Source organism: Salmonella sp. WC3 (genome assembly GCF_042932255.1).
In the GTDB taxonomy this organism is placed as follows: domain Bacteria; phylum Pseudomonadota; class Gammaproteobacteria; order Enterobacterales; family Enterobacteriaceae; genus Salmonella; species Salmonella enterica.
Window position 1 is genome coordinate 2,480,260 of the sequence record NZ_CP170629.1, and the last position, 13,584, is coordinate 2,493,843.

Annotated in this window: 8 protein-coding genes and 5 pseudogenes; 7 read left to right on the top strand and 6 right to left on the bottom strand. The window is 51.4% G+C overall.

The window, feature by feature from the left end:
* Window positions 1–45 precede the first annotated feature (45 nt).
* Window positions 46–687 (top strand): annotated as a pseudogene (locus ACFK9X_RS11995) (LacI family DNA-binding transcriptional regulator); the annotation flags it as partial.
* A 73-nt stretch (window positions 688–760) separates the two neighbouring features.
* Window positions 761–1,963, top strand: coding sequence for a MalY/PatB family protein (locus tag ACFK9X_RS12000; RefSeq protein ID WP_001522805.1), 1,203 nt, complete (start codon window positions 761–763; stop codon window positions 1,961–1,963).
* Window positions 1,964–2,076: 113 nt separating this feature from the next.
* Here ACFK9X_RS12000 and ACFK9X_RS12005 read toward each other — a convergent pair.
* The 3 pseudogenes from ACFK9X_RS12005 to ACFK9X_RS12015 all read right to left on the bottom strand — a co-directional run.
* Window positions 2,077–2,481, bottom strand: a pseudogene (locus ACFK9X_RS12005) (glycogen debranching enzyme GlgX); the annotation flags it as partial.
* A 2-nt stretch (window positions 2,482–2,483) separates the two neighbouring features.
* Window positions 2,484–2,570: pseudogene (locus ACFK9X_RS12010) on the bottom strand (acid-resistance protein); the annotation flags it as partial.
* 349 nt (window positions 2,571–2,919) lie between these two features.
* Window positions 2,920–3,264, bottom strand: a pseudogene (locus tag ACFK9X_RS12015) (OsmC family protein); the annotation flags it as partial.
* Between the two features lie 2 nt (window positions 3,265–3,266).
* On the opposite strand from ACFK9X_RS12015, the pseudogene maeA reads away from it, so the two are divergent.
* Window positions 3,267–4,289: pseudogene (maeA, locus tag ACFK9X_RS12020) on the top strand (oxaloacetate-decarboxylating malate dehydrogenase); the annotation flags it as partial.
* 285 nt (window positions 4,290–4,574) lie between these two features.
* Window positions 4,575–5,585, top strand: a complete 1,011-nt coding sequence (gene adhP, locus ACFK9X_RS12025) for an alcohol dehydrogenase AdhP (RefSeq protein ID WP_151116540.1) — start codon at window positions 4,575–4,577, stop codon at window positions 5,583–5,585.
* Between the two features lie 90 nt (window positions 5,586–5,675).
* Here adhP and fdnI read toward each other — a convergent pair whose 3' ends face one another.
* Genes fdnI through fdnG form a run of 3 tightly spaced genes read right to left on the bottom strand, consistent with a single transcriptional unit; the run spans window position 5,676 to window position 10,270 of the window.
* Entirely contained in the window at window positions 5,676–6,332 is a 657-nt protein-coding gene (gene fdnI / locus ACFK9X_RS12030; protein WP_000045660.1) for a formate dehydrogenase-N subunit gamma, read from the bottom strand.
* Complete coding sequence (gene fdxH / locus ACFK9X_RS12035; protein WP_000061599.1) at window positions 6,325–7,209, bottom strand: formate dehydrogenase subunit beta; 885 nt, start codon at window positions 7,207–7,209, stop codon at window positions 6,325–6,327. Before fdxH ends, fdnI begins: the two co-directional genes overlap by 8 nt.
* A gap of 13 nt (window positions 7,210–7,222) precedes the next feature.
* Entirely contained in the window at window positions 7,223–10,270 is a 3,048-nt protein-coding gene (gene fdnG, locus ACFK9X_RS12040; protein ID WP_151116542.1) for a formate dehydrogenase-N subunit alpha, read from the bottom strand.
* A 277-nt stretch (window positions 10,271–10,547) separates the two neighbouring features.
* Here fdnG and yddG point away from each other — a divergent pair, with 277 nt between their 5' ends.
* The 3 genes from yddG (at window position 10,548) to ACFK9X_RS12055 (ending at window position 13,560) form a co-directional block, all read left to right on the top strand.
* Complete coding sequence (gene yddG, locus ACFK9X_RS12045; protein ID WP_151116544.1) at window positions 10,548–11,429, top strand: aromatic amino acid efflux DMT transporter YddG; 882 nt, start codon at window positions 10,548–10,550, stop codon at window positions 11,427–11,429.
* A gap of 518 nt (window positions 11,430–11,947) precedes the next feature.
* Window positions 11,948–13,036 carry a porin OmpD gene (gene ompD / locus ACFK9X_RS12050; protein ID WP_000769035.1) on the top strand — a complete coding sequence of 363 codons (1,089 nt, stop codon included), beginning with the start codon at window positions 11,948–11,950 and terminating at the stop codon, window positions 13,034–13,036.
* A 143-nt stretch (window positions 13,037–13,179) separates the two neighbouring features.
* Complete coding sequence (locus ACFK9X_RS12055; RefSeq protein ID WP_014343841.1) at window positions 13,180–13,560, top strand: GFA family protein; 381 nt, start codon at window positions 13,180–13,182, stop codon at window positions 13,558–13,560.
* The last annotated feature ends 24 nt before the right edge of the window (window positions 13,561–13,584 follow it).

Here is a 13,584-nt window from a genome sequence, read left to right on the forward strand (position 1 = left end):
ATCAATGGCTTTGATACCCTTTAAACGAACAAATATGAGCTTAACATGGCGACAATAAAGGATGTTGCATCCATGGCCGGTGTATCAACCGCGACTGTATCACGCGTCATTAACCAGACCGCGTGGGTTGAACCCGTCACGCGCGAACGTGTAGAGAAAGCCATGCGCGATCTCAATTATCGCCGGAATGCCGCCGCTATCGCGCTGGCGAAACGCAGCGGCGATATGCTCGGATTGTTAACCGGCAATCTGGCTGATCCTTTTTTTGCCCGCCTTGCTCGCGGCGTAGAAGATGTTTCTCGTAAGCAGCAGTATCGCTTGATGGTATGTAGCGGCGGCCACGACGAAGAAATGGAAAAAGCGGGACTGGATTTTCTGGTTAATCAAGGTTGTGAGGCTATTGTTGTACACGCCAGCCGATTACCGGATAAAGAGCTGCTGCGCTACGCAGCCCACTTTCCAGCGCTGGTTGTTGTGAATCGTTATATAGCCGGTATGGCCAACCGGTGTATCTGGCTGGAAAATCGCAGCGCCGCCAGGGAAGCGACCCGATATCTCCTGGCGAACGGGCATCGGCGCATTGCCTGTGTGATATCTGACTTGCCAATTATCGATCGTCAGGAACGCCTTGATGGTTACCGTGAAGCGCTGGAAGAATATGGTATTTCTCCAGACCCTCGCTGGGTGTATTGCCAGAACTACTGCCTCCGCCTCAGAAAAGTCGCCGCAATCGTCAGTGACGGAATAATAAGGAAACAAGATGGATTTTAACCAGATTATCAATCGCAACAATACTGGTTCGGTAAAGTGGGATTTTATTGAGCGTCACTTTGGCGACGGCGCTGGGAAACTGCTGCCAATGTGGGTTTCTGATTTCGATTTTGCCTGCCCGCCTGAGGTTCAGGCGGCATTGCATCAGCGAATCGAGCACGGCGTATTTGGCTATAGCGAACGTGATGAGGCCTATTTTAACGCCCTGCTTCACTGGTTTTCGTCACGCCACCAGCTTACGTTAAAACAGGAATGGGTATGCAGCGTGGAAGGCGTCGTACCAGGGTTGGCGCTCTTGGTGCAAATGTTGACGCATTCAGGCGACGGCGTAGTGGTACAGGGACCATACTATGGCTCCTTCGCCAAAATAATCACGCTTAATGGTAGAAAACTGCTGGAGAATCCCCTTAGCGAGTCGCCGGACGACGGCTACCAGATGGATTTTTGCCAACTGGAAAGGCTGTTTCGCCATGAGCGCCCTCCGCTGATGATTTTGTGTAATCCACATAATCCAACCGGGCGTTGCTGGTCGGCCAACGAGCTGGAGCAACTGCTTTTATTATGTGAAGCTTATGATGTCACTCTCATCTCGGATGAAATATGGGCCGATCTATTGCTGCCCGGTGAAACCTTTACCTCGGTACTGCATTTAGGGGAGCGCTGGCATAAACGGGTCATCTCCGCCACTGCGGCCAGCAAAACGTTTGGCTTATCGTCGTTGCGAATTTCTAATTTTCTCATTCCCGATCCTACGCTTCGCCTGCGTTTCCTGTCTCGTCTGGACGCTCATGGGCTGGATGTCTTTAACGCCCTCTCCGTTCAGGCGGCGACTACCGCATGGAATGAAAGCAGACAGTGGCTGGATTCGCTACTGGATTACCTGGCGGAAAACCGCCGCTGGTTTGTTGAACAGGCGACAGAGCACCTTCCCTGGGCAAGAATTGTCCCGGCGCAGGGAACCTATTTATTATGGATGGATTGTAAAAAACTGGGACTGGATGACGAACAGCTAAAATGGGTAATGGCGGATGTCGCGGGTATTGCTCCTTCAATGGGCAGCGGCTTTGGCCCGGCGGGCAGCGGATTTATCCGTTTAAATCTGGGATGTCCACGTACCTACCTTGAAATGGCAATAGACGGCCTGAAGCGAATATCGGTGAAGACAATCAAAGGAATACCAACAGGCGGATGAATTTTTCGGGCGGTAAACTGACAACGGTGTTATTTCTGAGACATGATATCGCCTGAGCGCCAGTAAAAAAACCGGCCATCAAGGCCGGTTGGGTCCGGAGCGCAGTTTTACTATCAGGGGCGTCTGAATAATACGATGCTGCGCCCGGCCAGATCGAAATCCATTTCTTCGGTAATCCGCATTCCCTGCTGCGCGTTATCGGCAGTCGTCAGTTCAAGTACCCAGCCGCCTTCTCCCCACATCGGAATACGGAACGGTACGCTGCCTTCAAACGGATTGAAAAGCAGTAAGGCGTCATGCCAGATCCCCGCTTCCGGCTGGAGATCGGGACGACTAATGCATACGCCTATGGTCGATCCCTCATCCCATTGTTCGGATTGCTGCGCCCCTCCGCCGGCGTTAAACCAGCGGATCTCCAGACCGTCACGCCAGCTCTCCCGGCGCAGCAACGGTTGCGTGGCGCGCAGTTGAATCAGATGACGGGTAAACTCTCGTAGCGCATTGGCGGTTTCCGGCAAATAGTAGTATCTGTTGCCGCATTCACGCTAACACTGGTTACCAGCGCTGCCACGATAATACCTGCTGTAGCAAGGGAGAATTTATTCATTGTTGTTGCTCCAATAATTATATAAATAACCTCTACATCTGCGCGTTAACCCGTTAATGTAGAACACAGAAAATAATACCCCTCCTCTCTCAGGAATAAAGATCACCCTCCGTGATATGGCTATTATTGATATTTACGTTGACTGATTTTGATGTTTGATGAATAAAGCAACATGGCGAGCAGATTTTAAGGCGAAAAAGTAGACCACGACAATAGCCGCAGACGTGGTCTACGGCGCGTTGAGGTGATAGAAATACGGCAGGCATTCAGATAGACCGGGAGCGAGCCCTCCGTCTGAAAGTATATTCATCAGCCCGATCAACCCATCGTTACCGGGCTGGCGAGGTTATCAGGCGTTAAGCTGGTAGTCGAGGGTGATTTCCGCATTCAGAACCTGCGAAACCGGACACCCGGCTTTTGCTTTCTGGATGATTTGATCGAAAGTTGAAGCATCAATATCTGCTACCGCGACTTTGCTTTGTAGCGCAATTTTGGTAATGGCGAAGCCCGCCTCCACCTTATCAAGCGATACGTCAGCGGTGGTGTCAATGGATGTCGGCGTAAATCCAGCCTCTCCCAGCATAAGTGATAGCGCCATGGAGAAACAGGCCGCATGTGCGGCGCCGATTAACTCTTCCGGGTTGGTTCCCTGCGCGCCTTCGAACCGGGTATTGAATCCATACGGTTGTTGATTAGTTTGTCGATGAGTTTATTCAGGCCGTTAAGCAGCGCTGGCCAGATATCCTGCTACAGTTTGAAGATTTCGCGCAGAAAAACGCAATGCCGCTGTTGACGCGCTATCGTGATGAGATTTGCTCCTTTAACGATGATATTCAGGGCACCGCAGCCGTGACCGTCGGTACGTTGATCGCCGCCAGCCGCGCTGCCGGCAGTCAGCTTAGCGAGCAGAAAATCGTTTTCCTCGGCGCGGGTTCCGCCGGATGTGGGATTGCTGAACAAATCATCGCGCAGACTCAGCGTGAAGGTTTAAGCGAAGATGCCGCCCGACAGAACGTTTTTATGGTCGATCGCTTCGGCCTGTTGACGGACCGGATGCCTAATTTATTGCCGTTCCAGGCAAAACTGGTGCAGAAATGCGACAATCTCCAGCACTGGGATACCGAAAATGACGTGCTGTCGCTGCTGGATGTGGTGCGTAACGTGAAGCCGGATATCCTGATCGGGGTTTCCGGCCAGACCGGGCTCTTTACTGAAGAGATCATCCGCGAGATGCATAAGCATTGCCCTCGCCCGATCGTCATGCCGCTCTCTAATCCCACCTCTCGCGTGGAGGCCACGCCACAGGACATTATCGCCTGGACGGAAGGCAACGCGCTGGTGGCAACCGGCAGTCCATTCTCGCCGGTCATCTGGAAAGATAAGGTTTATCCGATCGCACAATGTAATAACGCCTATATTTTCCCCGGCATCGGTCTGGGGGTTATCGCTTCCGGCGCATCGCGCATTACTGATGAAATGCTGATGTCAGCCAGTGAGACGCTGGCGAAACATTCTCCGCGGGTGAATAACGGCGAAGGATTAGTGTTGCCAGCGCTTAAAGACATCCAGGTCGTGTCGCGCGCTATCGCTTTTGCCGTAGGCAAAATGGCGCAGCAACAAGGTGTAGCGGTGAAAACCTCTGCGGAAGCGCTGCAACAGGCGATTGACGATAACTTCTGGAAACCGGAATACCGCGACTACCGTCGGACTTCCATTTAATACGTACCCGGCGGTGAATGCCGCCGGATATCACTTTCTTCTTTAGTTTTGGTGAGTCTGTCGACACACCTGAATTCCTTTCCCTGCTTATTTGTCAAGCTACTAATATTAGCCACCTTTATGTATTGAACGGGGATTTATCAGGATAATCCTGGCTAAACTATTACATTGTATTTCTGCCGCCTTGCATAACTCATCAGAAATATTAATCCTAAAGAGGTAATAGCGCCTTACCTGCTATTACTTACCTGCTATGCAGTTCACTATTAATAAAAGGAGAAGGTTATGAAAGCTGCTGTTGTCACACAAGATCATCAGGTTGATGTTACTGAGAAAACGCTGCGTCCCCTTCGCCACGGTGAAGCTTTGCTAAAAATGGAGTGCTGCGGCGTATGCCATACCGATCTACACGTGAAAAACGGCGATTTCGGTGACAAAACCGGCGTCATTCTGGGACACGAAGGCATTGGCGTCGTGGCGGAAGTCGGTCCCGGTGTCACCTCGCTGAAACCCGGCGATCGCGCGAGTGTCGCGTGGTTTTATGAAGGATGCGGACACTGTGAGTATTGCAATACGGGCAATGAAACCTTATGCCGCAACGTGAAAAATGCCGGTTACACGGTAGATGGCGGCATGGCCGAAGAGTGTATTGTCGTCGCGGATTATGCGGTGAAAGTACCGGAAGGTCTGGACTCTGCAGCGGCAAGTAGTATTACCTGCGCGGGCGTTACCACCTATAAAGCGGTGAAGATTTCTCATATTAAACCTGGCCAGTGGATTGCCATCTACGGTCTGGGCGGTCTGGGTAATCTGGCCTTGCAGTACGCGAAAAACGTTTTCAATGCGAAAGTGATCGCCATTGATGTCAATGATGGACAACTGAAACTGGCCGAGGAAATGGGCGCAGATCTGACCATTAATTCACGTACGGAAGATGCGGCTAAAATTGTGCAGGAAAAAACCGGTGGCGCGCACGCAGCGGTGGTTACCGCGGTCGCTAAGGCGGCGTTTAATTCCGCAGTAGATGCCGTTCGCGCCGGAGGCCTCGTGGTGGCAGTCGGGTTGCCGCCAGAAGCCATGAACCTTGATATCCCTCGCCTGGTGCTGGATGGCATTCAGGTTGTCGGTTCGTTGGTGGGGACACGCCAGGATCTGACCGAAGCCTTCCAGTTCGCGGCGGAAGGAAAAGTCGTGCCAAAAGTCGCTTTACGTCCGCTTGAAGATATCAACGTTATTTTTAAAGAGATGGAACAGGGACAAATTCGTGGCCGTATGGTCATCGATTTCCGCCGTTAAACGATTTGCTGTGGTCGTCTGAGTATACAGACAGCAGATGAAAACAAGGCGCTACGAGGATAGCGCCTTGTTTATCAGATCGCGAAAGAATTACTGAATACCTTCTTCGGTCTCTTTTTTTGCTTCCGCCTTCTCGATTTCACGATACCAGCGTGGATGATGTTTCTTCGCCCAGCGACGGCTGACCTTCCCTTCGATCATGCCTTTAATCGAGCCTTTCACCCAAAACGCCATATACATATGGATGAGGATCGCGTGCATTAAAATAATGCCCGCCGCCGCATGAATTAACAGGCTATAACGCACCACCTGCATGGGGAAATACTGCGCGAAATACGGACGCCAGATAATCACGCCAGTCACCAGCAGCACAAAAATCATGCTCATAATGGACCAGAACATCATCTTCTGTCCGGCATTGTATTTACCGACATCCGCCACCTTATGCTCATTGCCTTTCAATACTTCGACAATATTTTTCAGCCACGGAATATCTTTTTTATCCGGGATGTTGTGGTGGACGAAACGCACGAACATAAACATCAGCGCGATGAAAATGGCAATACCGAAGAACGGGTGCAAAATACGTCCCATCTGCGGCGTGCCGAAGGTTTGCGTCAGCCATTGTAGCGTCGGGAAGAAAAACGAAATCCCCGACAGCGCTACCAGGAAGAAGCAGATCACCACCGTCCAGTGACAGGCGCGGTCGACAAATTTCGTGCGCACAATCATTTTCGACTTACTCATGATGATCCTCCTCATCGTCGTCCGTTTCTTTATTCGGGCCAATACCGATGTAGTGGTAAATCAGACCGGCGAAAGTGGCGATAAAGCCCGCTGCGGCCAGCGGTTTTAGCGCCCCTTTCCACAGATTGATTGAGGTATCGATCTGCGGATCTTTCGGCAAGCCGTGGTACAACTCCGGCTGATTGGCATGGTGCAGCACATACATGACGTGCGTGCCGCCGACGCCCTGCGGGTTGTAGATACCGGCATGTTCAAAGCCGCGCGCTTTTAACTTCTCCACGCGTTGCTCACCCAGTTCCAGCATCTCTTTTTTGGTGCCGAAGTGAATCGCCCCGGTCGGACAAGTTTTGACGCAGGCCGGTTCCTGGCCCACGCTGACGCGATCGACGCAGAGCGTACATTTATAAACGCGGTTGTCCTCTTTGTTGAGGCGCGGAATATTAAACGGACACCCGGCGATACAGTAACCACAGCCGATACAGTGTTCAGATTGAAAATCAACAATCCCGTTCGCGTACTGGATGATAGCCCCGGCAGATGGACAGGCTTTAAGACAGCCTGGATCTTCACAGTGCATACAACCATCTTTACGAATCAGCCACTCCAGCTTGCCGTTCTGCTCGGTTTCGGTAAAGCGCATCACCGTCCAGGACTTGGCGCTGAGATCGGCAGGGTTATCGTACACCCCGACACAATGGCCAACGTTATCGCGAATATCGTTCCATTCAGAACAGGCTACCTGGCAGGCTTTACAGCCGACACAGGAGGAGACGTCGATCAGTTTCGCGACTTCGGCTTTGTAATCACGCGCCTGCGGAGGCGGCGTGATGGCGTTTGTTGCGGACCGTTTAATAATGTCCTGCGTTTCCATAGACATATGTTCGCCTCCCTTACGCCTTCTCGATGTTAACTAAAAACGCTTTGTATTCCGGCGTTTGCGAGTTGGCATCACCGACATTTGGCGTCAGAGTATTGGCGATATAGCCTTTGCGCGCGACACCCTCAAAGCCCCAGTGAATCGGGATCCCCACCGTTTCAACCTGCTGACCGTTGACATGCAGGGTGCGAAGACGACGAGTTACCACCGCGACCGCGCGAATAAACCCGCGTTTACTGCTCACCTTCACATAGTCGCCGTTAGCTATACCTTTCGCTGCCGCCAGCGTCTCACTGATCTCCACAAACTGTTCCGGCTGAGCGATAGCGTTAAGTAGCGCATGTTTGGTCCAGGTATGGAAATGCTCTGTGAGGCGGTAAGTCGTGCCCACGTACGGAAACTGCTCCTTCTTACCCATGCGCTGCGCATCTTCTTCATACAGACGCGCCGCCGGGTTCGAGACCACATTCGGGTGCAGCGGGTTAGTGCCCAGCGGCGTTTCCATCGGCTCGTAGTGTTCAGGGAACGGTCCTTCCGCCATTTTATCAATAGCAAACAGACGTCCCAGCCCTTCCGGCTGCATGATAAACGGATTGGTCCCGCTCCCCGGCGCCGCGTTGTTAAAGTCCGGAATATCGTTCCCTGTCCACTTCGCGCCGTTCCACTGGATCAGCATCCGTTTTGGATCCCATGGTTTACCCTGCGGGTCCGCCGAAGCGCGGTTATACAATACGCGACGGTTTAGCGGCCACGCCCACGCCCAACCCAGTGTATTGCCAAGCCCTGACGGGTCGGCGTTATCACGTCTGGACATCTGGTTGCCCTGCTCCGTCCAGCTACCGGTATAAATCCAGCAGGAGGAGGATGTCGTACCGTCATCGCGCAGTAATGCAAAACTGCTCAACAACTGGCCTTTCCTGGCAAGCAGTGTACCGTTGGCGTCATAGAGATCTTCCAGCGCATAGCCGTTGTTCTCTTTCGCCACTTCTTCCGAATGCGGTTCATCCGGCTGCTTGTAGTTCCAGCTCATCTTCAATAGTGGTTCGGCGCCTTTACCGCCTTCTGCGCGGTACATTTCACGCAGACGATGGTAAATACCGGCCAGAATCTCGCCGTCGTTACGCGCTTCGCCCGGCGCGTCCTGACCTTTCCAGTGCCACTGTAACCAGCGACCGGAGTTAGCGATAGAGCCATCCTCTTCCGCAAAACAGGTAGACGGCAGACGGAAGACTTCGGTCTGGATCGTTGTCGGATCGACATCATTAGATTCGCCGTGGTTCTGCCAGAACGTTGACGTTTCAGTCACCAGCGGATCGATAACGACCAGATACTTCAGTTTGCTTAAGCTTTGCACCACTTTGTTTTTGTCCGGGAAGGACGCCACCGGGTTAAAGCCCTGACAGAAATAGCCGGTGACTTTCCCGCTATCCATCATGTTGAAATATTTGATCACGTCATAGGACTGATCCCACTTAGGCAGCCAGGCAAAGCCCCAGTCATTCTCTTTCTGCGCCGCATCGCCATAGAAAGATTTCATCAGACTGACGAAGAACTTAGGATAATTACCCCAGTAGTTGACCTGATCGGCCAGCGTCGCTTTGGGGGTATTCGCTGCCAGATAAGTTTGCAGATCGGCCTGTTTTTCCGATGGCAGCGTCAGGTAGCCCGGCAGGCTGGTGGAGAGCAGTCCTAAATCCGTTAAACCCTGAATATTAGAGTGGCCGCGCAAGGCGTTCACACCGCCGCCAGCCATCCCCATATTGCCGAGCAGCAACTGGATCATCGCCATAGTACGGATGTTCTGCGCCCCGACGGTATGTTGCGTCCAGCCCAGCGCATACAGGAAGGTGGTAGTGCTATCTGGCGCGCTGGTAGAGGCCAACACCTCACACACCTTCAGGAAATCCGCTTTCGGCGTACCGCAGATGTTTTCCACGACGTCCGGCGTGTAGCGCGAAACGTGCTGCTTCAGCAGATTCCACACACAGCGTGGGTGCGTCAACGTTTCATCACGTTTGGCATAGCCGTTTTCATCGAACTGGTAGTTCCAGGAGGATTTATCGTACTGACGCTTTTGGGCGTCATAGCCGCTGAAAAGACCGTCATCAAAGGCAAAATCATCCCGCACCAGCAGGCTGGCGTTGGTGTAATGCTTAACGTATTCAGCGTTGATTTTGTTATTTTCGATCAGGTACAGCAAAACGCCGGACAGAAAGGTAATGTCTGTACCGGAACGTATTGGCGCATAGATATCCGCCACCGACGCCGTACGCGTAAAGCGTGGATCAACGACAATCAGCGTCGCATCGTTATTATTTTTCGCTTCCATCGCCCAGCGGAAACCCACCGGATGCGCTTCTGCGGCATTGCCGCCCATCACCATCACGACGTTGGCGTTTTTAATATCCACCCAGTGGTTGGTCATCGCACCGCGACCAAATGTTGGAGCAAGACTTGCTACCGTTGGTCCGTGTCAGACGCGCGCCTGGTTATCTACCGCCAGCATACCGAGAGAACGCGCAAACTTCTGCGTCAGCATACCCGTTTCATTGCTGGCCGCCGAGGCGCACAGCATCCCGGTAGAGAGCCAGCGGTTAACCGTGACGCCCTGCTCATTCTTTTCAATAAAGTTGGCGTCGCGGTCGGCTTTCATTAATTTAGCAATACGGGTGAAAGCGTCATCCCAGCTAATGCGCTGCCACTTGTCGGAACCCGGCGCGCGGTATTCCGGATAGCGTAGGCGATCTTCACTGTGAACATAGTCCAGCAAACCGGCCCCTTTCGGGCACAGCGCGCCACGGCTTACCGGATGATCCGGGTCGCCTTCAATATGGTAAATCGCTTCTTTCGCGTTTTTTGCCCCATCTCCCAGGCTATACATTAATAGCCCGCAACCTACGGAACAGTATGTGCAGGAGTTACGGATCTCTTTTGCGCGCAACAGCTTATAGTTTCGCGCCTGAGCCAGGGCCATTTTAGGGGTAAAACCCAGTGCGGCCACCGTTGTTCCCGCCATACCGCCCGCGCAGATTTTAAAAAATTGTCTGCGGCTGACGTCCATTGCTTTCCTCTTTTTTCCACGGATGCACGCCTCCTTCGAACTGCAGCAAAACCTCAGCCCAGGATGCGTGTATAACTTCGCGAGGAAACTAACAGCAAAATCGATAACTTTTTTGCGTCAAATCAATATTGAAACGGTTCCGCTATTAAATAGCCCTATTTTTAAACCGCAATAACTCCAGGGAGGTACTAAAAAATGACACTGCATGGCATCGCCCTCGGAAAAAGTGCTATAAGTGGCAGTTTATTTTGCGCGGTATTCAGGACAGTCACAAAGCATGACATCACAAAAAGCAACGCTAATAGGGCTTGTTGCCATCGTTCTGTGGAGCACGATGGTTGGGTTAATTCGCGGCGTCAGCGAAGGTCTCGGACCGGTAGGCGGCGCAGCCATGATCTATTCATTAAGCGGTCTGCTGCTGATTTTTACCGTCGGATTACCTGATATCCGCCGTTTCCCGGGGCGATACCTCATCGCAGGCAGCGTACTGTTTGTCAGTTATGAAATATGCCTGGCGCTTTCTCTCGGTTATGCCGCCACTCGCTATCAGGCTATCGAAGTCGGCATGGTTAACTATTTATGGCCCAGCCTGACTATTCTGTTTGCCATTCTTTTTAATGGGCAAAAAACTAACTGGCTTATTGTTCCTGGATTGCTTATTGCACTTACTGGCGTTTGCTGGGTTCTGGGGGGCGAGAATGGTCTTAATGCCGGAGAAATTATCAGCAATGTCGCCACCAGTCCGCTAAGTTATTTACTGGCATTTCTTGGGGCGTTTATATGGGCGACATACTGCACCGTCACAAATAAATATGCGCGTGGTTATAACGGTATCACCGTCTTTGTGCTACTCACCGCCGTGGCGCTGTGGTTCCACTATTTTCTTACGCCGCAACCTGCCATGATATTTAGCCTACCGGTGATTGCTAAACTTTTTACCGCGGCATTCACGTTGGGGTTTGCCTACGCAGCATGGAATGTGGGCATACTTCATGGCAATGTGACTATCATGGCCGTAGGGTCTTATTTTACCCCCGTCATGTCCTCTGCTCTGGCAGCGCTGTTACTCAGCTCACCACTGTCATTCTCCTTCTGGCAAGGCGCAGTCATGGTTTGCGTAGGTTCGCTACTTTGTTGGCTGGCAACGCGGCGGCGCTAAGCGACGGGCGGACCGATGTTGATATAAAATCCGCCCGCTGTACCTTGACACCCTTCACAACACAACTACGCTTTTATCTATCGCCTGTGTGTATTTGACGATTTTCCATTTTCACGTGCCCCCTGCGCCATACCAGGATGCGCTGGTAAAAATGAATTTTATAAAATCGTTAAATATGTTAATGCTATGATATAATTATATTAACAAATATATAATTAACGCTAGCTGGCAACTGTATTAGTGCATATAATAATCAGTCGTTACTACCAAAAATAAAACCATAAACAGCCCAATAGTCCCCTCCGAAAATATATCTTATTAGACAGTCCCTATTTGAATTAATACTCTCAAATGTATTAAGGAGATCTCGATCACACAAATTAAAATAATTTGTAATCTTATGAAACTTATTATTGAACTTATGCCACTCCGTCATTTAAAAATAGTCTGCCATTGACAAACGCCTCGTTTGACAATGGTTGAGGAAACACGCTAAGAAAATTATAAGGATTATTAAAATGAAACTTAAGTTAGTGGCAGTGGCAGTGACTTCCCTGTTGGCAGCAGGCGTTGTAAATGCAGCCGAGGTATATAACAAAGACGGCAATAAACTGGATCTGTACGGTAAAGTTCACGCTCAGCATTATTTCTCTGATGATAACGGAAGTGATGGTGACAAAACTTACGCGCGTCTGGGCTTTAAAGGCGAAACTCAGATCAACGATCAGTTAACCGGTTTTGGCCAGTGGGAATATGAATTCAAAGGCAACCGTACTGAAAGCCAGGGCGCTGACAAAGACAAAACCCGTCTGGCGTTTGCTGGTCTGAAATTCGCTGACTACGGTTCTTTCGACTACGGTCGTAACTACGGCGTTGCTTACGACATCGGCGCATGGACCGACGTTCTGCCAGAGTTCGGTGGCGATACCTGGACTCAGACTGACGTCTTCATGACTGGCCGTACTACTGGTGTTGCCACCTACCGTAACACCGATTTCTTTGGCTTGGTTGAAGGTCTGAACTTTGCCGCGCAGTACCAGGGCAAAAACGACCGTGACGGCGCGTACGAGTCTAACGGCGACGGTTTCGGTCTGTCCGCAACGTATGAGTACGAAGGTTTTGGCGTAGGTGCGGCCTATGCGAAGTCTGACCGTACTAACAACCAGGTGAAAGCAGCGAGCAACCTGAATGCTGCGGGTAAAAACGCTGAAGTCTGGGCTGCTGGTCTGAAATATGATGCGAACAACATCTACCTGGCGACCACCTATTCCGAAACGCTGAACATGACCACCTTCGGTGAAGATGCAGCGGGTGATGCGTTTATCGCGAATAAAACCCAGAACTTTGAAGCAGTTGCTCAGTATCAGTTCGACTTCGGTCTGCGTCCGTCCATCGCTTACCTGAAATCCAAAGGTAAAAACCTGGGTACTTACGGCGACCAGGATCTGGTTGAGTACATCGATGTTGGCGCAACCTACTACTTCAACAAAAACATGTCCACCTTCGTTGATTACAAAATCAACCTGCTGGACGACAGCGATTTCACCAAAGCGGCTAAAGTGTCTACCGACAACATCGTTGCTGTTGGTCTGAACTACCAGTTCTAATTTTGTTGTAGTCTGAATACAAAGCCAGTCCTTTCAGGGCTGGCTTTTTCTCTTGATGTAGACTCGGTCATAAGGAGTATGCCGTGCAGACGTTCACTGGTCGTTGTCTTTGCGGACAGAGCCATTTTACCGTTGACGTCGAAATGCTGGATGTCTATGCCTGCCATTGTACGCTGTGTCAAAAATGGTCGGGTGGAATAGCCATGTATCTGGAAGCCTGCGGGCAACCACAGCTAGCCCCCCTTTCCCCGGAACCGCCATACTTTTCATCCTCTTCGCGCGGCGAACGCTACTTCTGTTCCGGCTGCGGGTGTCCGCTGTGGTTTCGGCTTACCGATACCGATCGCTATTTTATTCCCTGGACCTTACTGGAGCTGAACGAAGTTGATCGCCGTCGGCTGATTCTGGCTGCGGAAATTTATACCGAAACCCAGCCTGCCTTCTGGCGACTGACGGGGCAATACGCACGCCTCAGCGGTAAAGAGGTTGAGGAAATGGACTCCCCCTGCCAGCTAGCGCATTAAGCGCTTATCTCACCAGGCGTTATG

Excerpts from the sequence above, each read along its gene's own strand:
- ACFK9X_RS12000 (WP_001522805.1), top strand. The coding sequence starts at position 761 with ATGGATTTTAACCAGATTATCAATCGCAACAATACTGGTTCGGTAAAG.
- adhP (WP_151116540.1), top strand. The coding sequence starts at position 4,575 with ATGAAAGCTGCTGTTGTCACACAAGATCATCAGGTTGATGTTACTGAG.
- fdnI (WP_000045660.1), bottom strand. The coding sequence starts at position 6,332 with ATGAGTAAGTCGAAAATGATTGTGCGCACGAAATTTGTCGACCGCGCC.
- fdxH (WP_000061599.1), bottom strand. The coding sequence starts at position 7,209 with ATGTCTATGGAAACGCAGGACATTATTAAACGGTCCGCAACAAACGCC.
- yddG (WP_151116544.1), top strand. The coding sequence starts at position 10,548 with ATGACATCACAAAAAGCAACGCTAATAGGGCTTGTTGCCATCGTTCTG.
- ompD (WP_000769035.1), top strand. The coding sequence starts at position 11,948 with ATGAAACTTAAGTTAGTGGCAGTGGCAGTGACTTCCCTGTTGGCAGCA.
- ACFK9X_RS12055 (WP_014343841.1), top strand. The coding sequence starts at position 13,180 with ATGCTGGATGTCTATGCCTGCCATTGTACGCTGTGTCAAAAATGGTCG.